This window comes from Spiroplasma endosymbiont of Villa modesta (assembly GCF_964030925.1).
Classification (GTDB): domain Bacteria; phylum Bacillota_I; class Bacilli_A; order Mycoplasmatales; family VBWQ01; genus Spiroplasma_E.
The window spans coordinates 1827677-1849599 of sequence record NZ_OZ034992.1 but is presented as its reverse complement, the minus strand read 5'-3'; the positions used below and the strand labels follow the sequence as shown (position 1 = coordinate 1849599).

The following is a 21923-nucleotide window of genomic DNA, read 5'->3' as shown; positions in this document are numbered from 1 at the left end:
ATTTTAAGATTAGGATTTTTGTTTTATTTAAATGTAATTTTGTAATTATATTTTTTAATATTTTTAAAATTTATGGTATAATTTAATTAACAAATCATAGAATTTGCAGTTATATTGTTAATGTTACTCATAATTCTAAGGGTTAATCTCATACGTCCTTTATAAAGTTTTAAAATCTACTATTATATTTAAATTATTTTCTTTATAAATTAAATCTGGTGTTCCAGCAACTATATCTGCATTAAACATTTTTTCACTAATATATTCATTATTATTAATAAATTTAGTTGGTAAATAATCTAATAATGTATAACAATAATTTAAATAATTTTGTGAAAATAAATCTTTAATATAATTTTTAATTTGATTACTTATATTTTTAATATTTATATTTTTAAAATATAATTCTGCTACTTTATGAACACAATTACCACGAATTCTTGCATTATAAATATTAAAACAATATTTACATTTACAATATGAATTACCTAAATAATAATCAAGTATTTTACTAACTGATATTAATTCTTTTTTATTTATAAAATATTGATGTGTTTCTTTTTTAAAAATTAAATTATTTTTTTGATTGTTTAATTGCATTTTTAATTAAATCCCTTACAAAATCATTCATAGTTATATTTCTTTCATAACAATATGTTTTTAATTCATAATGGTCATTTTTAGTAAGACGAATTTTTAAATTTTTAATTAATAATTTATCTTCATGTTTTTTAAGTGCTGCTGCTACCATTTTTATTCACTACTTTCTTCATTCATAAATAATTCTTTAATTCTTTCACCATATTTACCATTTTTAATATCTTGAAAAAAAATTTCTCAATCATTTTTTATTTCTTGAAAACTTTTATTTTGCATATTATTACACTCCTTTAAAATTTTCTAATTGTAATTCATTAATATAATATTCATATAAGTAATCTCAATTATTTGATGTTAAATACATATCTTCTTCAATCATTTCATCAATACATTTATTACAATAATATGTTTTTTCTAATTCAGAAAATCATATATATTTTTCATTATGTATATTACATTTCATTTTTTCTACCTATTAATATTCAAAAACATTTATTACATAATCTATTACCAATTGAAGATTTTTTATTACATTTATCACATGAACCAATAATTTTATATTCTTTATATTCCATAATTAATTACTCTCTTTCTATAATTTTTAATATTTCTTGTATTTCAATATATTTTTTATTTTTAAGTAATTTTTCATTACATAATTTTTTTATTAATTCTATTTTTTCAACATTTAATAACATATTAATTTCCTTTAATACTTTAAATAAAATATTTTTTCATTATGAGTATTTATATCTTTCATTGGTGTAACAATATAATTTATTGCTAAATCATTATCATTATATGGATTATTTATTTTAAAACTTTTCATATCTTGTTCTCATGTAATGTTATATTTAAAACATTCTTGATTATTATTATTTTTAAAAATATAATAACCATTATATTCTTCATAAAATTCACATGATATTAATTCATTTTCATTTGTAGTAATATCTGAAATATTTTTAATATATTTTAAAATTTCACTACCTTTAATACTTTCAATATCTTTTGTAATTGATTTTTTACCTAATTTATAATTAAAATCTTCAATTATTTTTAATGTTATTTTTTTATTATTTTGATTAATAGTAGTATCTTTAATTGGAAATCATGTTTCATATTCACCAATTTCTAATAACATACCTTTAGTTGTTTCTCTAACTTTATTTTTAATATCTAAATTAACATTAATCATTACAAATCCTTTCTACGTATAAGCCTTATCACCTACAGTGATAAAAGGCTTATATACTACTAACTAAATACTTCTACTAATATACGTAAGGCTTATGCTACTGTAAGTAGCAAAGCCTTGGGGGTAGGAGGTCTGGAGGGAGGGGGAGAAAAAAATCTTAAATTTTTAAAGACCAGCAGAAAAATTACTATTTGCAAATTCCTATACAATAGCTTTTATAATTTTTATTAAATTTGGAATAATTAATTACTTTAATAAAGTATAGGTTTAATAAAATAATTAATTATAATTGTTCAACAATTAAAAATGAGAGTTTTATCTCTCATTTATATTTTTATTAAATCGTATCCAAGTTTGCAATGCGCCCGATTTAAGTTTTGATAAGCGAAAAGGTAGAGAAGTTTTTAAGTTATCTACTAGTCCTTTTAGTCGTAATCGTTATGATATATTACAAACTTCAATTTGAAAACATAATCAAAAACATTGAGATAAGGATTTAGTTAGGGGAATTTCAAAAAAAATTACAAATTATAATTATAAATCACTTTCACATTTTCGCAATTCTACAAATTTAAAAATGATTAAAAATCACTTAGAAATTGAAAAAACAAAACAAAAATGACTTACTTATCAACAAGATTGAATGTTGAATGATAAAAAAATTAAAGAATTAATGAGAGATATGATAGTTTTTAAATCAGTTAACAAAAATGTTGAATATGAAAATGCCAAACAAGAATTGATAAAATTGGGTTTGAATTTAGAACAAACTAATGAAATTGAAAAATTTGTTGACAGAGTAATGGAACGAAATAAATAAAAAATGATTGAAAAATATACAAAATTTGATAGCATATAGTTATCAAACATATAAGTTTTTAACCCATTGCTTTATTTTAAAGGAAATGGGATTTTTTATTTAAAGGAGTGAGATAATGCTACTTGAAACTATAATTAAAAAAGAATTTCAAAATAAATCAAAAGATTTTTCAAAAAAATTTATAGAATATGAAAAAAAATGACATAATGGTAAAACATATAAATTTGATAATAAATCAGATGAAATTGAAGATACGAGATATTCTCAATTTAAAACCATTATAAATGAACAAAACCAAGATTATTTTATTTATGATGAAATAATACAAGTCAATAATAACCCACTTTTGGTTTTAAAAATACATGATGATACAAAGAGAGAAATTTGGGAACTAATAATTTATCTTGAAAATAACAATGTAATTCAACAGATTAGACATTTAAGTTATGAAAAATTTCTCAATGAAGTTAATAAAAATATAAAAAATATTAAAAATGAAGAATCTGAAAGTACAACTATTATCAAAACATCATTTTTAGAATTTATAGAAAATGTTAATGAAGAAAAAAATGATTTTTTTGAAAATCAAGAGACAAAACCTTTATGAAAACGTGTTCCATGAAAAATAGTTGGTTTAACAGTATTTTTGGGTGCTTGATGTGCTATTCCCGTAATTGGTAATTTGGTTATAGCTCCTTTACTTGTCGGCGTTGTATCAGCTTCAGTTTTAACTTGATTACCATTTGTTACTGCAGGTTTAATAACAGGTTGCGTAGTTGCTGGTTACAATAAATACAAGTTAAAACTAAAAAAATGACTTTTTCCTAATTGAAAATCTAAAAATGATATAAATTTAGAAAATAAATTGCAGGAACAAAAATTAATATTAGAAAAGAAACACCAAAAAGAACTATTTTTAAGTCTAACTCAAGAAGGAAAACAAGAAAGAATTTTGAATAGTTTTCATCAACTTTGAGAAAAAAATAAAAATAAAACTTTTGTTTCTTTACAAAATGAATTAAGCGAGAAATTTTATAAAAATAAAACAGAATTAATCCAACAAAATTTAGAAAATTTTCATAAAAGAAAAAATGAATTACAGGCAAAAGCAGAATCAGAAAAAGAAAAATTAAATACAGAACAATCCGAAAAAATAAAACAGAATTTATTAATGATTACTTATGTAGCACGTATAATTAATGAAGAAAATCAAAAATCTCAACCTGATGAACATAATTTAAAAGTTTATCAAAGAGAAATTACTAGTTTTGTCAATGAAATAGAAGAAATTATCAAAAAAGATAATAAAAGTGTTAATATTGTAAAAGAAGATATTAGAGAAAAATCACCAGTTAGAAAGATGAAACAAATGTCTTTATAATTTAAATAAGGAGACTAAAATAATGGATGAAAAAGAAAAACAAAAAGCAGAAGAAATATTAAAAAAAATGGCTGAAAGAGAAGCAGCAGATATTAGAGAAAGAGACAGACAAAGACGCGAAGCTTCAACAAGTAAAAGTCAAAGTTCTAGTAGTAAATCACAAAAAATGTAAATATAATAAATACTGCAAAACTACACAATTGTGCAGTTTTATTTTTTCTTTTATAATTTTAATTAAAATATTAACACTTATTTAAGTAATATATATTTTAGAACCTGTTCTTTTGTCTTTAAATAAAGGTCATATATGACCTTTATTTAGTTATATTTGTTTATTTTCAAATTCATGTTTATTAGTTCATTTTGATTTTGCAATATTTTTACAAGATATTTTTTTATTTTTATTCTTTTTGAAAATTGATTTAAGTTTTTTAAACATTTGACTTTACCTCATTTTCTTTTTGAATAACTGCTGATTTAATAGTTTGTTTGTAAATAGATTTTGGTTGAAATTTTGGTGAGTAATGTTCACTCATTTGTAAAGTTTGACCTGTTCTAGGATTTCTTATTGTTCTTGCATTCTTTTTAACAATCATGAATTTTCCAAGATTTGAAATGTCAACAAATTCGCCAATTGAATTTTTAGCAATAATTATTTCTGAAAGTTTATCAATACATTTTTCAACATCTTTTTGATTCAAATTAATTTCATTACTTATTGCTTTTACTAATTCTTTTTTGTTCATAATATCCCTCCAAAATTTTATTTTTGTTTAAATTTTGTTACTCTATTATCAAATGATTCTTGATAACATTTTCCATTACAATATATAAATTTATCATGGTATAAAGAGTCAAATGTGTATTCTTTTTCAAAAGATAATATAAATAACATTGAGTTGTAATAATTTACATATAACCCCATAAATTATTATTAACTAAATTTTATCAAATTTTCTAAATCGAATATTAATTGTTAATATGCTATGGATTTAATTTTTATTAAAAATATTATAAATAAATATTTTTAGTTCTTTCTTTTATATATTTTTCCATAAATTCTCAATTTGGATTATTTTCATTATCTATTGGTAATGATATAACTTCATTTAGTATTCTATTCATAAATGCTTTTCTTCCAAATGAAAATTTATGTTTTAATTGATTTATAATAGTAACTAAAAATAATCCTATTCATTTGTTAAGATTTCCACTTTTTAATTTTAAAATATTAACCTCATCACTTGCTGTAAAAATATCTTCTATATAATAACAATAGCCAAAAGTAGTGAATATTATAGATTTTTTTTCTATAAATAAAGGATTTGAAATTTTATCAGTTAAACCATTATTAAAATTAGAAGTTGAATAGTAATTAATATTTCCATTTTTTCTATTTTCACTTTTTAATCTTTTTCCTCTTTTTACAAAAAATATTTCTTTTATTTTAAATTCTTTTCATATGATTAAATTTAAATTACTCATTTTAATCACCATTTTCAATAATTTCCATTGCATTTAAACCTGTAGATTGAATTTGTTCAAATAATTCCAATTCACTTAATAAATTATCTTTTAATTCTTCTTTTTTACTTGGATTTTTTTCATTTCTATATTTTAATTCTTGATCTAAAATACCAGTTTTTTCTTTATATTTAAATAAAGTATATTCTTTTATTGTTTTATCAAAAAAATGATCAGAATTATCAATTATATTTGAAAAATCAGTAGGTATTCAAGCTTCAGGTATTCATTCATCTTTATAAGGACATATTCCGTAATTAAATTTAATTACGGAATATGTCCAATGAAATTATTACTCCTGCTAAAAATATTGGTCTTTCAGAAACAGGTATATCTCTCATTAATTCATTTACTTCTTTAGCTGTTTTTTTTAATCTTATTAAATTATCTTCTTTACTAACATTTGAAAAATAATTAATATATTCATTTACTACTAAAAGTTCTGAAGATCAATTGTCTGATATACAATTATTTTCAGTTATTGAAAATGTTGATATTTTATAATTTGATTTTTATATTTAAACGCTAACTCTTTTAATTTAAATTGTAAAGTAATTAAAGCTTTTTCAATAATTTTATATAAATAGTGTTTTATTCCATCCACTGCTGTTTTATTTTTTCTTTTTTCAAAGTATAATTCCGGATCACCATGATTAATTATTTGTTCTTTAACTTCACCAATTATCATAATATGATTATTTTTATCATAAAGAAATATATCAGGATAACCATAACCTTTACCTAATTTTATTTTACTTAAGTTTTCAAAAATAGCAACAAATTCTTGTGAAATATTTTCAAAATCTTTTTTATTTGGTTCTAAAATTCAATTATAATTATTACCAGATAAACTATTTAATTTATTTCAAAATTTAACAGTGTTGTTTATGGGCGGTTGTCAAAGGGCGCATCACTTTAACTCCTAGTTTCATAAAATAACAAAGAACGATATAACTATCGTTCTTTTTTTGTTAAAAGATTAAAACTTCATAAAATTGTCGTAGAAGTCTAATAGTGAGTACTTTATGTAAATACTTCTATATCAGAATAAAAGAGCATTTAATGTTAAGCAAGTTAAAATGTTACACTGTATCGCTTAATGTAATTATAGATTAATTTGAATAGCCTTATTATGGCTCAGTAAATAACCCATTAATCTAATTAACAATTACATTTGTATTATTTTAAAAAAATAGGGGGTTTATATATAAATACATACCTTATTAACAATATCATAACACAATAAATAAAATAAAGGAGAAAAATAAATATGTCATACATTTATTTAGTAAAATACAAAGTTAATTATACAGATGAAACAAAATATAAAGTTTTTTGTACTTTTATAGATGCTAATAATTTTCATAGAAATTATAAACATCATTTATTAGAAAATGCTTTTATTACACATTATGAAATATTAGTATTGGAAGTTTATATTTCAAAAGAAGAATCAGACATGATAAATAAAAAACTTAATTAATGAAAGGAAAAAATATTTATGGAATATAGAGAATATAGAATGGTTGGTTCTTGTGATAATTGTAGAAAAAAATCTTCTTTTGGTAATAGATTATGTAATAAATGTTTTTGAATATTAATAGGTAGAAATAAATATGAGTAAATTAATTTTTAAAAAAGAAACTCATCAATATTTTTTAGAAGATAAAGAATTAATATCAGTTTCTAGAATTATTGATAATTATTTAGGATTTGGATATAGTCATATATCACCAGAAGTATTAAAAAATGCTTCAGTTCGTGGTAAATGAGTTCATAAACTTAATGAATTATATTTACAAAATATTAATCAAGAAAATATTATTAATAATTTATTAAAAAAATTAAAACCATTAACTAATAATATAAATTATTCTTATTGTAAAAAATCACTTATATTTTTAAAAGAAAAATTTATAGATAAAAATAATTATGAATTTATTATAGAAAAACCTATTACTGATACTTCAGTTGCAGGAACACCAGATTTAGTTTATTTAGATAAAAAAGAAAATAAGTATTATTTAGTAGATTATAAAACTTATGCTTGTATTGATGAAGATAAATTAAAAAGAATTAAATTACAATTAACTGCTTATTATTGTATGTTACTTGCTAATGGTATAAGTCCATGTAATAAAACCTATGTTTATTTAACTAATAAAAATATTCAAGAAGAAATAGAAATTGAAATAACAAGTGAATTATTAATTGAATGATTTAATGCAAAAACAAAATATTTTAAAGGAGAAAATAAAAATGATTAAAAAAATACCTGAGAATAAAGAAAAAATGAGAATTTTAAAACAAGATTTAAAATATAAAGAAATGTGTTTACATAAATATTTTTTATTTACTTTTCAAGATAATGAACCAGAACAAAATATATTTATTTGAAATATGATTAAAGATTTACAAGAAGATATTAAGTTTATTAAAAGTCAAATAAACCTTTATAGAGAAAGAATATTTATAGACTTTAATAATGATTGTGAAGATTTAAATTGACTTAAATTCAAAGAAATGCAAAAAGAAGAAAATAATGAATAAATGTAAATATTGTAATAAAAGAATTTTATTAAGTAAATATTGATGTCTGAAATGTTTAGAAAAAATAGTTAATGAACTAATTAAGGAGAAATAAAATGATTAATGAAAAAACAATTAAAGAAAAAACTATTTATTCTTATAATTCAATTGAATTTGATAAGTTACCTAAAAAATTAGATAGTAATCTAAATAATTGAATTGAAATTAATAGTCATTTAATAGTTAATCCTAGTAAAAATATTGAAATACATTTAGATAATAGATTTAAAACAATTAAAAAATGATAGGAGAAAATTATGGATAAGAAAAGTTCTGGTATGGATAAATCAATTTTAATTTTATTAAAACATATAGGAAAAATTAATAAAAAATTAGATGAAATTTTAGAATTATTAAATAAAAAAGGAGAAGAAAATAATGAGTAATAATAGTAAAAATGAATTAAAAATTCCTAATTTTATTAAAAGTAATAAAGAAGAATTATTAAAATTTAGAAATTATTATGAAATGATTAAAAATTCTAGTAAAGATTTAAGAAATATGAATCAACAAAGTTTATTTAATGCTTTATTTAATTTATATAAATTAAATCTTTCAATTAATCCTATTAAAAAAGAATTAGCATTAATACCTTATGGTGATGGTGGTTGGCCCTTAATTACTGGACCATTTTTGATATAAAATTCTAAATTTTAATTTGTAAAATTGGTGGTTTTAGAAATTTAGAATGTATTCTTTCATAATTATAAAACATAACATATTGATTTACATCATTTATAGCTTCATTGATGGATAAATATTGATTTGATTCTTTAGGTAGTCATTCTTGAGATAAATGAGAAAATCAGTTTTCAGATAATACATTACCACCAATATCATAAGGTTGTTTTTTGCTTAAAATTATTTGTTTATCCTCTGCTCATTTTGTGATATCCTGACAATAAAATTCGTTGGCGTTATCTGAATGTAAAATAACATTTTTTACTTGATTTCAAGAAAATTGTTTGTTGATTTTTTCAAGAGCAGGAAGAATTAAATCCTGATATGATTTATTAGGAGCAATATTATAACTAACAACATTATTTGAATAAAAATCAATAATTACAAAAAGATATAATCATCCTTCTTTAGTATTTATTTGTTTAGTGTCCATTGATCAAATTTGATTTGAAGAGGTTGTACTTTTATAATCTTTGTTTACTTTATCCATTGTAGGTATTCACTTATTTGGATTTTTTTTGCTTTTAGGATAGTTATTTTTAGTTTGTTTTAATCCTTGAATATTGTGTTCTTTCATAATTTTTCGCATTTGTTTTATTGATAATTCTATATTTAAAATGATATTTTTTTCTTGTTTTAATCACTCTTTAAAAGCTGAAAAAATTCTTAAATATCCATAAATTCTGCCTTTTCTTGTAGAATGAAATTCGATTAAAAGTTGGCATATTTTTTGATATTTATGATTGCATTTAATAATATGATTTTCTTCTTTTTTAATAGGTTTTTGTTTATTTTTTAAAAAGTAATATGTTGATCTGTTTAATTGAAGATATTGACATAGGTTTCTAATTGAATATTGATTTTTACAATCATCAATAATTTTAATTTTTTCTTTGATATTTAATTTGTTAATTACTAATGCTATTTGTTTAATTTTATCCATTAATAAAAATCCTTTCAGGTTAAAATTAGTGTTAATTATATAACACAATTGTTTTTAGAATACATTCAGGTTTTTTAAATTAATGGTCTAGTAAAAAGGGCTAAGTGGTAAGTGGCAAGTGGCTAATGAAAAAATATTTGCATATTTTTCATTTCCACCTTCTAAAATTAATTGTCATTTATTAATATCTAATAATTGTAAATATAAAATACCTTCTTCATTATTAATTAAACCTTTTGTAAGAAATATTTTAATTCCATGATTTCCACCTAAATAATTACCTGTTTTAAATTCTACTGTTATTCTTGTATTTACTTGATGAAATGGTGGAGATTCCCATGTAATAATTACTCTATAAAGAGTATTAAAAGCAAGATTAAAATCACCATATTTACGATTATTTATACTTTTACCTATTATTTTTCAATTTTCTTTAACTTGTTTTTTATTTATTTCATTAATAGCACCAACAATTTTTTTATTATTAGTTTCTAATCTTCCATAAGTATTATTAAGCAATAATGAGATAGCAAGAGAACTATTTGAACTATCATTTATTCATAATTGGTCTCTATCATCTTTATATGTAAAATATCCTTTCATAAAAACAGATTTTTTATAATAATTAGTTAAATCTGGTATTTTATTATCAACATATTCTTTGTTAGTTGCATCAGTTTCAAAAGTAGGTGTTCCAACATCAATAATTCTTTTATTATTAGCAATAATACCTTTATCATCTTTTAATTTAACAAAATTAATATTATCTTTATCAACTTCTCATAATGAATCAATATTACTATCAACATGAATTTTTAATTTAGGTATAGTATCACTAACATGCCACTTGCCACTTGCCACTTAGCCCTTTTTACTAGACCATTAATTTAAAAAACCTGAATGTATTCTAAAAACAATTGTGTTATATAATTAACACTAATTTTAACCTGAAAGGATTTTTATTAATGGATAAAATTAAACAAATAGCATTAGTAATTAACAAATTAAATATCAAAGAAAAAATTAAAATTATTGATGATTGTAAAAATCAATATTCAATTAGAAACCTATGTCAATATCTTCAATTAAACAGATCAACATATTACTTTTTAAAAAATAAACAAAAACCTATTAAAAAAGAAGAAAATCATATTATTAAATGCAATCATAAATATCAAAAAATATGCCAACTTTTAATCGAATTTCATTCTACAAGAAAAGGCAGAATTTATGGATATTTAAGAATTTTTTCAGCTTTTAAAGAGTGATTAAAACAAGAAAAAAATATCATTTTAAATATAGAATTATCAATAAAACAAATGCGAAAAATTATGAAAGAACACAATATTCAAGGATTAAAACAAACTAAAAATAACTATCCTAAAAGCAAAAAAAATCCAAATAAGTGAATACCTACAATGGATAAAGTAAACAAAGATTATAAAAGTACAACCTCTTCAAATCAAATTTGATCAATGGACACTAAACAAATAAATACTAAAGAAGGATGATTATATCTTTTTGTAATTATTGATTTTTATTCAAATAATGTTGTTAGTTATAATATTGCTCCTAATAAATCATATCAGGATTTAATTCTTCCTGCTCTTGAAAAAATCAACAAACAATTTTCTTGAAATCAAGTAAAAAATGTTATTTTACATTCAGATAACGCCAACGAATTTTATTGTCAGGATATCACAAAATGAGCAGAGGATAAACAAATAATTTTAAGCAAAAAACAACCTTATGATATTGGTGGTAATGTATTATCTGAAAACTGATTTTCTCATTTATCTCAAGAATGACTACCTAAAGAATCAAATCAATATTTATCCATCAATGAAGCTATAAATGATGTAAATCAATATGTTATGTTTTATAATTATGAAAGAATACATTCTAAATTTCTAAAACCACCAATTTTACAAATTAAAATTTAGAATTTTATATCAAAAATGGTCCAGTAATTAAGGGCCAACCACCCCGTTATGAACAAAATGCACAAACTGTAAGATTATTTGAAATTTATACACTAAATAATGAACAAGTAACTATTAATCGTGCAATTTATAGTATTAGTGATAATAAAAAACAATTTCCATTAGATTTTAAATCATATATTAATAACGCTAATTTAGAACAAGAACAAACACTAAATATTAACTATATACCAATAGCAATTATGAGAAATAAAGCAAATGAACTAGCAGATTGTAATAAAGTAATGGATAAAATTAAAGCATTAGATGTCATTTATGAACAAATTGTTTTAGATACCATTTTAAATTCACCTAAATTTATATTTAGTCAAACTTATGGTAATGTTCAATCAACATTAGAAGAAGCAGTAAGAACATTAGTTACTAAAAATTACATATTTAAAAGCGGTGGAGATAATAATGAACAAAACGAAAACATCAATATGACAAATAGCAACTTTAAAGGTAAAAACTTAACTGATATATACGATTGAAATGTTAATGAAATATTTAAACGTTGTGGTATTCATATACCAAGTCAAAAGAAATCTGCACAACAATCAGTTCCCGAAAGTACAGCTGTAAATATTTCAACCATTAATTATATTGAACAAAAATTATGGCAATTTAATATTGATATTCTTAAATTTATTCAAATATTAGTACGTTTAGATAAAGATTTATTAAATAGTAAAACATTTAATATTAATGATGAACAAGAAATTAATAACTTAACAGTTAAATTAAAATTATTTAATCCCGAAAATAACCAATTAATAGGAGAGAACAATGGAAAACAACAACAAACCACAAACGAAGTTTCCACAGAAACAAACTAAACTTAATCAAGCAGAAGTAGAAAATGATTATTTAATTGATAATATTCCTTATGATTTTACAAATATGATGAGTGCTACTAGTGACCCAGATATTAATAGAGCATACGATGAATTTAAAAAAAGAACAATTTATATTTATGAAATTGAACGTTTATTTAAAAATAATGAAAATAATAGTTTAAGATTTTCAGCAAATACTATTAAAATAGGTTTTATTGATATTGATAAAGTATTAAAAACTATTGCAGTTGAAACATCTGATTTTACTATGCAATTAAATCAAAGAGCAAGTACTAATATTAATGATAATACAATTGAATATAGTATGACTGATATTAAAAATTTAATTTTTCAAGAAATAAATTTATTAAATCAATTTAAGTTATATGCTGTATCTATTAATGAACCTTTAACAGAAAATAATATTGATAACTTATATATCATTAATAATTATTCACAACCTTATCAAAATCCAAAAACAAGAAGTACTAAAAGTATTACTATTATTAAAATTAAAGATTTTAAAACAAGAGATGGTTATCCAATTATTATTAAATTACAAAAACCATTAGATAAAGATACCAAAGTTATTGGTTTAAAAATTAAAGCACCTAGAAGCATGATTTTTGGCAATATAAAGGTACTTGGTGAAGTTGATAATATGGAAGTATACCCAGTTATTTGTTAAAGATAAGATAGCATTTCCGCTATTATCAATGCCTATTGAAACTCAACCAAAAGTTAGAATATTACAACAATGATTTAGTGAACAAATATTACCTTGAAATTTAGCAAAACAATTTATAGGTCAAGAAAAATCAGTTTTAGATTTAATTGCTATTGGTGGTGGTAAAGAAACAAGAAAAGAAATTATTAATAATGCAAGAGTAACTAATGCTAAAATTGGTTATGATGTTACTAAAAATTCAAAAGTATGACCCTTATCTGATGAACTAGAATTAAAAGATACAAAATTAGAGTCATGATTTTTAGCAGGTAACTATAATTTATTTATTTCTACAACAAATAAATTTCATGATGTTGAATTAGAAATAAAAGATAGACCACCAATTGATAGTTTACAAAAAGTATTATTAGATATGCTAACTTATACATATACTTATAACAGAAACTTTGATGGTTTTGACCCATCACATCTTGAACAAAAAATATCACAATTACGTGCAAAATTTGAAGGACAAAAACCTGAAGAAGTAATTAGCAATTTGTTTAAACAATGAAAATTAGATTATCCAAATTATGTAAATTTACCACAAGTACAAATACTTAAAAAAATAATTATTATGTTATCAAATAATATTTATTCAAGTATGTCAATTAATAAAGGTTTAAATGATGATAATAAAATTTTATTACCTTATTATTTTGAATTAAAATCAAATCCAATTCATAAAAATCCTGATGAAGTCTGAGAGTTTAAAGATGTAAAAGTAATATTAAAATCTCAATATTTTGATTTTACAGATATAAATAATATTAAATTAAAAAATAATGACATTAGCCAAAATGAATTATTCAAATTAGATGATAACCAATTTAACTGACTATCTATAATTAATGAATTAGAAAGTAATAACATACCTTCATTAATTCCAGCTGATTGAACATTAGGTAATGGTGAATATGGCAAATACTTTACAAGAGCAATTATTGGAAAAATAAAAATTGAAAATGCTTTAAATTTATATGGTTCTAATAAATCTCAATTATTTTCCAAATTAGAATTTTATAAAGAAATTTCACAAATTGATAATGACAATAAATTTGAATTACAAATTGAAAATCCTATTAATAATTTAAATATGATTGAAATCAGCGGAATATTTGGTGCCGGTAATTATGATTTAATTTTAATAACTGATAAACAAGAAATAAACTTAAAAAATATTAATTTATTTGATAAATACAACGAAAATATTTCTTATATAAATTTAGAAATTTAGAAAATATATAGCATTCAAATTAACTATTTTTTTTAATTACACTAATTAGATTAATTATTAAAGTTAAAACTAATGTAATAATTCCAAAAAATAACATTGATAAAATTCAATAACTTCAACCATAAATAAATCATGAAAGAAATCAATAAGGTGAAATAAAATCTAAATAATCATTTATGTTAATTCCTTTAATTTTATATTGATGAATTAAATAAAATGAACGAAATAACATAAATATTGAATATAAAAAAGGAAAAATCAATACTAACCAAAAATCTTTTTTATAATAAGTTCGATTAATCACACAATAGTCACGATAAATAATTGAGTAAATTGTTAATAATATAGGAATAACTAAATGCCCAATTAAAGTACCAGAAAATGATAATGGTTCTTGTAATCTTGCTAAAATATAATCATTTCATCCATATGTAAATATTCCACATCAAAAAGTAACTCCGGCTATTAAATTATAAACTAATGAAAAAATTTTAAAATTATAATTAGTAATTAAACGAATATTAATTTTTTTAAAAAAAATAAATAAATTTCATGAACTTCAAATTAAAGAAATAATGGTTGCTCAAACACTAAATCATCTTAAGATATCAATAATAAAAACTAAATAACTTAAATTAATATCACCTTGTCAAAATTTTACTGATAATGCATAAAAACTAAATAATCAAATTAAAATTAATCATACTATTTGAATTTTTCTATTATTTTTCATAATAAACCATTTTATTTAGATTTTCTTATTAAAATATCCATTAGGATAAATACCATCTCATTTTACATCACTTTTAGATGCAGAATTAATTGAAATATATAAATATATTTTATGAATATCATCTTTTTTCTGACCATATCGTTGTACAAGTCCCCCCAGTGGACCTTACCATCATAATCTAAAAAATATTGTAAATTATTTGTTTTGTGATGTGTTATTGAACCAATTATTAAACCAGTTACTCCACTTATTGCACCAGTTAGTGCTAATGCTAATGTTATTTTACTTAAATTTGTTTTTATTCACGTTTTCATAATAAATCTCTCCTTTTTTATTTTGTTATTTTTTCTTAATTTTTCACAAGTTTTTAATCATTTTGGTAATAATTCATACTCTAAATTATTGGCATGATTTTCACAAAGAAAAAGACTAAAAGTTGTTGATTTTCATTCTAATAATACAATATTACTTCATTTGTTATTACAATTTTTACTTTGACAAACAACATTCATTTTGCAAAATCTTTTTTAAAGATTTTAAATTAGTTACAACTTTTAATAATTTTCCTTTACTATTTTGCATTTAAATTCTCCATTTTTAAAATTTCTTTTCCTGTTTGGCTAAAACTAACTTTGGGATTTATTTTTTTATTTTCTTGGTGAATAAACTCTGCTGCTTTTAAATTAACAAATTCTGTATGTAATTTTGGATATTTTCTTCATTTTTCTATTGTTGCACTTGGAATTCATTGATTACCAATAAAATCTGTAAATTTAATATTATGCTCATTACAAAAAATATTATATTTTTTATTAAAAAATTCTTTTCTTTTATTACAATTTATTATTAAACATTTATTTATTTTGCTCATTTAATTACTCCTTTTTTCCTTAATTTTACTTTTAAATTGTACTATTTTTGATTATTTTTACAAGTATGCTTTTAAATTCAAAATAACGCCTAAATTAAAGGTTTTTATTTTATGAGACCTATAGGACATATTCCGTAATTAAATTTAATTAATTGTCAATAAAATTGTTTTAAAACTATTTAGTGTTATTGAATATAGAAATAAATATTTTTTGAAAAAATAGTTTAAAAAATGAGTTTACATTTTAAACAAAAAATTGTTAATAATATTTTTATATTAACTCGATAAAAATTTAAATTTTAAAAAAATATTTTTAATATTTTTTTTATTTTAATGGTTTTATTTTATTAAAAATTTCACAAAGTAAGTTAAATCTTAAGTACATAAGTCTAAATTTAGATTTTCTACATTTATTTACTAAAATTTTGAATCTTTTCAATCAAGCAAAGACATGTTCAACTTTAATTCTAATTTTAGATACAATCTTATTGTATTTTCTTTCTTGTTTAGTTAATTTTTTATTTTTAGTTCTTTTAATTGGTATTATTGTATTTTTATAAATATTTTGTATACCTTGATATCCTAAATCACCAATAATTATTGTTTTTTCTGAAAATTCAAGATTTGAATTTTTTAATATTTGAAAATCATGCACTTTACCATTATCAGCAAAAATATCAACAATTTTTTTATTAAAAAAATCATATACAATTTGAAATTTTATAGAATACATTCAACTTTTACCAGAAAAATATTCTAACTGTAGTTTTTTTTAGTTGGTCTTTCAATTTCAATCTCAGTTGAATCAATTAAATAAAATTGAAATTCATTTGAATTTTCTTGTTTTTTATCAATTTTTAATTTATATCTTTCTTTTAAAAATTGGTAATCTTTGTGGTTACTAAGTTTATTTTCTACTCAAGTAATATTTCGAAAACAACTTGATGGGCTCATTTTAGATTTAATACTCATTTGAAAAAAAGTATAATATTCTTTTCAGTATAATAAAGTCATCATTAATCTTTCTTCTACTGAAAGTTTATTTTTTCGACCTTTATTTTTTTCTAATTTTTCTATTTCAATTAATTTTTCTAACATTTCATTAAAATGAAAACGTTTTATACCAAAATATCTGTAAAATTCTTCATTTTTTAATTTTTTTAAATTTTCAAAAATCATTTTTATCAACACTTTTCTAAATTTATTGTTAATAACAAAATTATAAAATAAATTTTAAAATTATAATTGACTTTTAAAAAATTTAATTACGGAATATGTCTATACTATTAATTCTATTGAAATTGTTTATTATATGGTAAATATAAAATCATTTTTTTAAATGTATATTTTTTATTTTATTTAAAATTACACTTATAAATGTATATAATAAATAAGTAAATTATTTTTTAAAAAATATTTACAATAAATTTAGATTTTTTTAAAATAGTTAGGAGAAGTAAATGTGAATTTTAATTATAAATGAAATTTTAGAGAACAAAGTGCAAAAATTGATAAATTAGTTTTAGAACATATAACAAAGAAATGAGAAAAATGAGATTGAAGAATAAAAAATACAAGAGATAAAAAGAAATATAAAATTGTTGATTATCAATATCGAACAAGAAAAATAATGTATGGATTAGTAACTTATAAAAGAAGAATTTATGAATATTTTGATGAAAAATTACAAAAATGAGTTCGTGTTTGTTTAGTTGATGAATGACTAGAATTACCTAAATATAAAAGAATTGGTGAAGATATTGAACAAACTATTATTGAATATTTTGCTGATGGAAAAAGATATCATGATATTTGTGCTATTTGTAAAAAAGCAGGTATTAGTGTTAGTACTGTTCATAGAGTTTTTAAAAATTTAAAAATAATTGAAGTAAATCCAGTAAAAGTAAAATTAGAAAAAAATCAACCTATTTTTGTTGCTATTGATGATGGTCACCGAAAATTTTGAAATTTTAAACGTAAAGGTATAAAACATTCTATGCGTTTAATAGTAACATATACAGATAATATTAATCACAAAGTACAAAATAAAAGAGTAAAAGCAATTATAAGACCAACAAGAACAGTAATTGGAGTTAAAAAAACTGCTGAATTTGTTAAAGAACATTGTCAAAAATTTTATGAAAATGTTGAACAAGCAAAAATTATTATTTGTGGTGATAGTGCAGGATGAATTAAAGATGTAGCAGATTATTTAGGGGCACAGTTTGTTTTAGATAAATTCCACTTAATTAGAACATTATATCTTGGAATAATGGCTGGAAATAAAGGAAAATATTTAAAAGAATATAATCACTGTAAAAATTTAATTAATAATGGTAATTATGAACAATTAATTGATTATTTATATAAAGAATTAGATAATCATAAAAAATTAAAGAAAAAATATTTTAAAAATAATAAACAAGGTATTGAAAATCAAGGTAAGAAATGAAATATTGGTTGTTTTACAGAAACTAATATTTGACATGTTTTAAAAGAAATGCTTGGTAATAGAACATATAATATTTTAATTTATATTAAAATGGTTATTTTTAAATGTAATAAGATAAATTTAGAAACATAATTAATGAATGTAATAATTACTTATTATTTCACAATTTGCAATAGCATCTCAAAAATTATTATTTTTTATTTTTCTTTTTAAACCAATAATTAAGAATGTTAATGACAAAATTATAGAAATAAAAATTGGAACTACAATTGTAGAAAAGATAATAGCAATTTTTAACCATAATAAAGAATAATTATAAGAATTATCAATAATATAATAACTTCCAAAATTTTTAAAACAAATATTGTTATTAGTTAATATGTAATATCAACTATATTTACTTCATAAAGTAAAACCATTATATTCATATGTTAAAGGTTCTGTATTTTTAGTAGTTACTACTTCTTTTCCATGAAATAAACTTAGTAATAATAGTCCAGCAATCATAATTAAAATAGTTAAAATAAATATTAATACAGTTATTAACTGTAATTTTTTAAGTTTCATTTTTAAAATCTCCTTAATTTACTTTAAAAGTTTAGTACTTACTAAATTTAATTTTAAGTATTTTAGTTGCATTTAAGTTAAAAAAATTATATTATTTAAATACAATTTCATAAAAATCCAAATTATTTCTTGTCTAACATAATAATAAGACTATATAAGATTTAATTTATTCCGGATTTTTGACAATCTCCCTTGTTTTCACTCATATTTTGTTTTTCCTCCAAAAATAAGAAATAACTTATTAAGTATTTTCTTTTTAAAATTAATTTTAAATTATTTATTAATGTTTTTTATTGATAAAATTATATCTATTTTTTGTTTTTTTAAGTTATTAAACATATTTATATTCATTATTATTTGGTTTGCTGTTATTCATGAAATAAATATAATTATTTGATTTTAATAATTTAATTAAGTTTTACCAAATTTACTAAATCAACTATTACTTGTGAATATGTTGTAGATTTAAGTTTTGCGATTTTATTAATTTTATCAACAGTTTCTTGTGGTAACATAAATGTCTTAATTACTTTATTTTTATTTTTATTGCCGTTATTAATCATATTTAAAGAAACTTTTTCTTTAAAGCTATTGTCATTTAATTCTACACCTATTAAGTTATTTTTTTCTTGTTTATTGGGTTTTAAAATTTCAAAAGCATCCAAATTTAAATTAATGTCTTTCATATTTTCCTCCTTTTTAAATAAATATTATTTAATTAATACTTAAATAATAAATATATTATAAATAAATATTCATTAAATATTAAATAAATAATAATTACATATTATTTTTTTCAAAAATATTATTTTCTTTGATTTTTAATATAAGTTCTAAACTTAAATTTTCTTTGATTTTTAATATATAATTTTGTAAATCTTTTTCATTTTTAATTTGTTTAATTATATTTTTAATTTCATGACTTAAATCTTGTTTTAATAATCAATTAATTTTATCTTTTATAGTTCTAATTTCATTATTAATGCTAATAGTTATAATGGACATATTCCGTAATTAAATTTAATTAATTGTCAATAAAATTGTTTTAAAACTATTTAGTGTTATTGAATATAGAAATAAATATTTTTTGAAAAAATAGTTTAAAAAATGAGTTTACATTTTAAACAAAAAATTGTTAATAATATTTTTATATTAACTCGATAAAAATTTAAATTTTAAAAAAATATTTTTAATATTTTTTTTATTTTAATGGTTTTATTTTATTAAAAATTTCACAAAGTAAGTTAAATCTTAAGTACATAAGTCTAAATTTAGATTTTCTACATTTATTTACTAAAATTTTGAATCTTTTCAATCAAGCAAAGACATGTTCAACTTTAATTCTAATTTTAGATACAATCTTATTGTATTTTCTTTCTTGTTTAGTTAATTTTTTATTTTTAGTTCTTTTAATTGGTATTATTGTATTTTTATAAATATTTTGTATACCTTGATATCCTAAATCACCAATAATTATTGTTTTTTCTGAAAATTCAAGATTTGAATTTTTTAATATTTGAAAATCATGCACTTTACCATTATCAGCAAAAATATCAACAATTTTTTTATTAAAAAAATCATATACAATTTGAAATTTTATAGAATACATTCAACTTTTACCAGAAAAATATTCTAACTGTAGTTTTTTTTAGTTGGTCTTTCAATTTCAATCTCAGTTGAATCAATTAAATAAAATTGAAATTCATTTGAATTTTCTTGTTTTTTATCAATTTTTAATTTATATCTTTCTTTTAAAAATTGGTAATCTTTGTGGTTACTAAGTTTATTTTCTACTCAAGTAATATTTCGAAAACAACTTGATGGGCTCATTTTAGATTTAATACTCATTTGAAAAAAAAGTATAATATTCTTTTCAGTATAATAAAGTCATCATTAATCTTTCTTCTACTGAAAGTTTATTTTTTCGACCTTTATTTTTTTCTAATTTTTCTATTTCAATTAATTTTTCTAACATTTCATTAAAATGAAAACGTTTTATACCAAAATATCTGTAAAATTCTTCATTTTTTAATTTTTTTAAATTTTCAAAAATCATTTTTATCAACACTTTTCTAAATTTATTGTTAATAACAAAATTATAAAATAAATTTTAAAATTATTAATTGACTTTTAAAAAATTTAATTACGGAATATGTCTTGTATTTAATTAACTGAAAAATGTATTAGTTATGTAAATAATATTTTTTTATTCATATAAAAACAATTTTTAAGTTTTAGATTTCAATAGAATATATAATTTAAAAAAAATAAAATTCATGATATCTAGTTAATTGAATTAGAACACATTTTTACAACATAATCTATCAAAATAAAAACTTTATCTATCATTAATATTTATTTGCTTTTTTATATTGTTAATGATATTATTTTTAAGTACTTTTTATTAATAGTAATTTTATAAGTGAGGTGAAACCATGGCAAAAGCAAGCATCCATCCAGAGTATTTTCAAACTAAAGTAACATGTATAACATGTAGCAATAATTTTATAAGTGGTTCAACTAAGGGTAAAGAAATCCGTGTTGATACATGTTCAAGTTGTCATCCATTTTATACTGGAAAACAATCATTTGTTTCAGCAAAAGGAAGAGTTGAACGCTTTAATACAAAAGCAAGCAAACAAGTTGAAACAAAATCAAAAACTGTTGAAATAAACAAAGCAAAACCACAAAATACTAAAACTATTGTATTAGAAACAGCAAAAGATGTTCTAAAACTAACTGATACTAAACAAGTTAAAAAATAATTTTAATTAAACTA

Annotated in this window: 39 protein-coding genes; 17 read left to right on the top strand and 22 right to left on the bottom strand. The window is 20.0% G+C overall.

The window, feature by feature from the left end; all coding sequences use genetic code 4:
- Nucleotides 1-159: 159 nt before the first annotated feature.
- From AAHM89_RS11900 to AAHM89_RS11875, 6 genes are all read right to left on the bottom strand, one after another.
- Nucleotides 160-600 (bottom strand): hypothetical protein, encoded by a 441-nt coding sequence (locus tag AAHM89_RS11900; protein ID WP_342266463.1) that lies wholly within the window; start codon nt 598-600, stop codon nt 160-162.
- The gene (locus AAHM89_RS11895; RefSeq protein WP_199188879.1) at nt 575-751 is read right to left on the bottom strand and encodes a hypothetical protein; all 177 of its coding nucleotides are present in this window, start codon (nt 749-751) and stop codon (nt 575-577) included. Before AAHM89_RS11895 ends, AAHM89_RS11900 begins: the two co-directional genes overlap by 26 nt.
- A gap of 2 nt (nt 752-753) precedes the next feature.
- Complete coding sequence (locus tag AAHM89_RS11890; RefSeq protein ID WP_342266462.1) at nt 754-876, bottom strand: hypothetical protein; 123 nt, start codon at nt 874-876, stop codon at nt 754-756.
- Between the two features lie 4 nt (nt 877-880).
- Entirely contained in the window at nt 881-1063 is a 183-nt protein-coding gene (locus AAHM89_RS11885) for a hypothetical protein (RefSeq protein WP_342265954.1), read from the bottom strand.
- Nucleotides 1053-1175 (bottom strand): hypothetical protein, encoded by a 123-nt coding sequence (locus tag AAHM89_RS11880; RefSeq protein WP_342266461.1) that lies wholly within the window; start codon nt 1173-1175, stop codon nt 1053-1055. The genes AAHM89_RS11885 and AAHM89_RS11880 overlap by 11 nt, the downstream gene beginning before the upstream one ends.
- 134 nt (nt 1176-1309) lie before the next feature.
- Nucleotides 1310-1798 (bottom strand): hypothetical protein, encoded by a 489-nt coding sequence (locus AAHM89_RS11875; protein ID WP_338978672.1) that lies wholly within the window; start codon nt 1796-1798, stop codon nt 1310-1312.
- 577 nt (nt 1799-2375) lie between these two features.
- Here AAHM89_RS11875 and AAHM89_RS11870 point away from each other — a divergent pair.
- From AAHM89_RS11870 to AAHM89_RS11860, 3 genes are all read left to right on the top strand, one after another.
- Nucleotides 2376-2618, top strand: coding sequence for a hypothetical protein (locus AAHM89_RS11870; RefSeq protein WP_342266460.1), 243 nt, complete (start codon nt 2376-2378; stop codon nt 2616-2618).
- Nucleotides 2619-2733: 115 nt separating this feature from the next.
- Nucleotides 2734-3999 (top strand): hypothetical protein, encoded by a 1266-nt coding sequence (locus AAHM89_RS11865; protein ID WP_342266459.1) that lies wholly within the window; start codon nt 2734-2736, stop codon nt 3997-3999.
- 22 nt (nt 4000-4021) lie between these two features.
- Nucleotides 4022-4171 (top strand): hypothetical protein, encoded by a 150-nt coding sequence (locus AAHM89_RS11860; protein ID WP_342266458.1) that lies wholly within the window; start codon nt 4022-4024, stop codon nt 4169-4171.
- A gap of 259 nt (nt 4172-4430) precedes the next feature.
- On the opposite strand, the gene AAHM89_RS11855 is transcribed toward AAHM89_RS11860, so the two are convergent.
- Together AAHM89_RS11855 and AAHM89_RS11850 are read right to left on the bottom strand one after the other, a co-directional pair.
- A complete protein-coding gene (locus tag AAHM89_RS11855; protein WP_342266457.1) occupies nt 4431-4745 on the bottom strand; it encodes an HU family DNA-binding protein in 315 nt (104 codons plus the stop codon).
- Nucleotides 4746-5010: 265 nt separating this feature from the next.
- Nucleotides 5011-5484, bottom strand: a complete 474-nt coding sequence (locus tag AAHM89_RS11850; protein WP_342266456.1) for a restriction endonuclease subunit S — start codon at nt 5482-5484, stop codon at nt 5011-5013.
- 315 nt (nt 5485-5799) lie between these two features.
- Between AAHM89_RS11850 and AAHM89_RS11845 the strand changes: the two genes are divergently transcribed.
- Nucleotides 5800-5937 carry a hypothetical protein gene (locus AAHM89_RS11845; protein ID WP_342266455.1) on the top strand — a complete coding sequence of 46 codons (138 nt, stop codon included), beginning with the start codon at nt 5800-5802 and terminating at the stop codon, nt 5935-5937.
- A gap of 64 nt (nt 5938-6001) precedes the next feature.
- On the opposite strand, the gene AAHM89_RS11840 is transcribed toward AAHM89_RS11845, so the two are convergent.
- Nucleotides 6002-6211, bottom strand: a complete 210-nt coding sequence (locus AAHM89_RS11840; RefSeq protein WP_342266454.1) for a hypothetical protein — start codon at nt 6209-6211, stop codon at nt 6002-6004.
- A gap of 582 nt (nt 6212-6793) precedes the next feature.
- Between AAHM89_RS11840 and AAHM89_RS11835 the strand changes: the two genes are divergently transcribed.
- The 7 genes from AAHM89_RS11835 (at nt 6794) to AAHM89_RS11805 (ending at nt 8754) form a co-directional block, all read left to right on the top strand.
- Nucleotides 6794-7006, top strand: coding sequence for a hypothetical protein (locus AAHM89_RS11835; RefSeq protein WP_174480025.1), 213 nt, complete (start codon nt 6794-6796; stop codon nt 7004-7006).
- An 18-nt stretch (nt 7007-7024) separates the two neighbouring features.
- A complete protein-coding gene (locus AAHM89_RS11830) occupies nt 7025-7147 on the top strand; it encodes a hypothetical protein (RefSeq protein ID WP_342266453.1) in 123 nt (40 codons plus the stop codon).
- Nucleotides 7140-7790, top strand: a complete 651-nt coding sequence (locus tag AAHM89_RS11825) for a PD-(D/E)XK nuclease family protein (RefSeq protein ID WP_342266452.1) — start codon at nt 7140-7142, stop codon at nt 7788-7790. Before AAHM89_RS11830 ends, AAHM89_RS11825 begins: the two co-directional genes overlap by 8 nt.
- The gene (locus AAHM89_RS11820) at nt 7783-8073 is read left to right on the top strand and encodes a hypothetical protein (protein WP_338977523.1); all 291 of its coding nucleotides are present in this window, start codon (nt 7783-7785) and stop codon (nt 8071-8073) included. The genes AAHM89_RS11825 and AAHM89_RS11820 overlap by 8 nt, the downstream gene beginning before the upstream one ends.
- A 95-nt stretch (nt 8074-8168) precedes the next feature.
- Nucleotides 8169-8360, top strand: a complete 192-nt coding sequence (locus tag AAHM89_RS11815) for a hypothetical protein (protein ID WP_342266451.1) — start codon at nt 8169-8171, stop codon at nt 8358-8360.
- Nucleotides 8361-8369: 9 nt separating this feature from the next.
- Nucleotides 8370-8498 carry a hypothetical protein gene (locus AAHM89_RS11810; RefSeq protein WP_255495922.1) on the top strand — a complete coding sequence of 43 codons (129 nt, stop codon included), beginning with the start codon at nt 8370-8372 and terminating at the stop codon, nt 8496-8498.
- Complete coding sequence (locus AAHM89_RS11805; protein ID WP_342266450.1) at nt 8491-8754, top strand: hypothetical protein; 264 nt, start codon at nt 8491-8493, stop codon at nt 8752-8754. The genes AAHM89_RS11810 and AAHM89_RS11805 overlap by 8 nt, the downstream gene beginning before the upstream one ends.
- A 4-nt stretch (nt 8755-8758) precedes the next feature.
- On the opposite strand, the gene AAHM89_RS11800 is transcribed toward AAHM89_RS11805, so the two are convergent.
- Together AAHM89_RS11800 and AAHM89_RS11795 are read right to left on the bottom strand one after the other, a co-directional pair.
- Nucleotides 8759-9736, bottom strand: a complete 978-nt coding sequence (locus AAHM89_RS11800) for an IS3 family transposase (RefSeq protein ID WP_342266448.1) — start codon at nt 9734-9736, stop codon at nt 8759-8761.
- A gap of 87 nt (nt 9737-9823) precedes the next feature.
- Entirely contained in the window at nt 9824-10597 is a 774-nt protein-coding gene (locus tag AAHM89_RS11795; protein WP_342266449.1) for a hypothetical protein, read from the bottom strand.
- Between the two features lie 104 nt (nt 10598-10701).
- Here AAHM89_RS11795 and AAHM89_RS11790 point away from each other — a divergent pair, with 104 nt between their 5' ends.
- The 4 genes from AAHM89_RS11790 to AAHM89_RS11775 all read left to right on the top strand — a co-directional run bounded on the left by AAHM89_RS11790 (nt 10702) and on the right by AAHM89_RS11775 (nt 14521).
- Nucleotides 10702-11679 (top strand): IS3 family transposase, encoded by a 978-nt coding sequence (locus AAHM89_RS11790; RefSeq protein WP_342266448.1) that lies wholly within the window; start codon nt 10702-10704, stop codon nt 11677-11679.
- A gap of 242 nt (nt 11680-11921) precedes the next feature.
- The gene (locus AAHM89_RS11785) at nt 11922-12557 is read left to right on the top strand and encodes a hypothetical protein (RefSeq protein ID WP_342266447.1); all 636 of its coding nucleotides are present in this window, start codon (nt 11922-11924) and stop codon (nt 12555-12557) included.
- On the top strand, nt 12508-13245 hold the full coding sequence (locus AAHM89_RS11780) for a hypothetical protein (RefSeq protein ID WP_342266446.1): 738 nt from the start codon (nt 12508-12510) through the stop codon (nt 13243-13245). The genes AAHM89_RS11785 and AAHM89_RS11780 overlap by 50 nt, the downstream gene beginning before the upstream one ends.
- Before the next feature lie 28 nt (nt 13246-13273).
- On the top strand, nt 13274-14521 hold the full coding sequence (locus AAHM89_RS11775; protein ID WP_342266445.1) for a hypothetical protein: 1248 nt from the start codon (nt 13274-13276) through the stop codon (nt 14519-14521).
- Between the two features lie 19 nt (nt 14522-14540).
- Here AAHM89_RS11775 and AAHM89_RS11770 read toward each other — a convergent pair whose 3' ends face one another.
- From AAHM89_RS11770 to AAHM89_RS11750, 5 genes are all read right to left on the bottom strand, one after another.
- Entirely contained in the window at nt 14541-15254 is a 714-nt protein-coding gene (locus AAHM89_RS11770; protein WP_342266444.1) for a hypothetical protein, read from the bottom strand.
- Between the two features lie 62 nt (nt 15255-15316).
- On the bottom strand, nt 15317-15766 hold the full coding sequence (locus AAHM89_RS11765; protein WP_342266443.1) for a hypothetical protein: 450 nt from the start codon (nt 15764-15766) through the stop codon (nt 15317-15319).
- A 59-nt stretch (nt 15767-15825) separates the two neighbouring features.
- Nucleotides 15826-16125: a hypothetical protein gene (locus AAHM89_RS11760; protein WP_342266442.1), complete on the bottom strand. Its 300-nt coding sequence runs from the start codon at nt 16123-16125 to the stop codon at nt 15826-15828.
- Nucleotides 16126-16450: 325 nt separating this feature from the next.
- On the bottom strand, nt 16451-16858 hold the full coding sequence (locus AAHM89_RS11755) for a transposase family protein (protein ID WP_339045908.1): 408 nt from the start codon (nt 16856-16858) through the stop codon (nt 16451-16453).
- A 23-nt stretch (nt 16859-16881) separates the two neighbouring features.
- The gene (locus AAHM89_RS11750) at nt 16882-17304 is read right to left on the bottom strand and encodes a transposase family protein (RefSeq protein WP_339045912.1); all 423 of its coding nucleotides are present in this window, start codon (nt 17302-17304) and stop codon (nt 16882-16884) included.
- A 283-nt stretch (nt 17305-17587) separates the two neighbouring features.
- Here AAHM89_RS11750 and AAHM89_RS11745 point away from each other — a divergent pair, with 283 nt between their 5' ends.
- Nucleotides 17588-18709: an Mbov_0401 family ICE element transposase-like protein gene (locus AAHM89_RS11745; RefSeq protein ID WP_342266441.1), complete on the top strand. Its 1122-nt coding sequence runs from the start codon at nt 17588-17590 to the stop codon at nt 18707-18709.
- Here the strand turns inward: AAHM89_RS11745 and AAHM89_RS11740 are convergent, their stop codons facing one another.
- The 6 genes from AAHM89_RS11740 to AAHM89_RS11715 form a co-directional block, all read right to left on the bottom strand.
- Nucleotides 18710-19144, bottom strand: a complete 435-nt coding sequence (locus AAHM89_RS11740) for a hypothetical protein (RefSeq protein ID WP_342266440.1) — start codon at nt 19142-19144, stop codon at nt 18710-18712.
- Nucleotides 19145-19551: 407 nt separating this feature from the next.
- Entirely contained in the window at nt 19552-19830 is a 279-nt protein-coding gene (locus AAHM89_RS11735; RefSeq protein ID WP_342266439.1) for a hypothetical protein, read from the bottom strand.
- A 94-nt stretch (nt 19831-19924) separates the two neighbouring features.
- Nucleotides 19925-20149: a hypothetical protein gene (locus AAHM89_RS11730; protein ID WP_342266438.1), complete on the bottom strand. Its 225-nt coding sequence runs from the start codon at nt 20147-20149 to the stop codon at nt 19925-19927.
- Nucleotides 20150-20345: 196 nt separating this feature from the next.
- Nucleotides 20346-20753 (bottom strand): transposase family protein, encoded by a 408-nt coding sequence (locus AAHM89_RS11725; protein ID WP_339045908.1) that lies wholly within the window; start codon nt 20751-20753, stop codon nt 20346-20348.
- 23 nt (nt 20754-20776) lie between these two features.
- Nucleotides 20777-20992, bottom strand: a complete 216-nt coding sequence (locus AAHM89_RS11720; RefSeq protein ID WP_339047170.1) for a hypothetical protein — start codon at nt 20990-20992, stop codon at nt 20777-20779.
- Nucleotides 20982-21200, bottom strand: coding sequence for a hypothetical protein (locus tag AAHM89_RS11715; protein WP_339046964.1), 219 nt, complete (start codon nt 21198-21200; stop codon nt 20982-20984). The genes AAHM89_RS11720 and AAHM89_RS11715 overlap by 11 nt, the downstream gene beginning before the upstream one ends.
- 379 nt (nt 21201-21579) lie before the next feature.
- On the opposite strand from AAHM89_RS11715, the gene rpmE reads away from it, so the two are divergent.
- Complete coding sequence (gene rpmE / locus AAHM89_RS12830) at nt 21580-21909, top strand: 50S ribosomal protein L31 (protein WP_368862541.1); 330 nt, start codon at nt 21580-21582, stop codon at nt 21907-21909.
- The last annotated feature ends 14 nt before the right edge of the window (nt 21910-21923 follow it).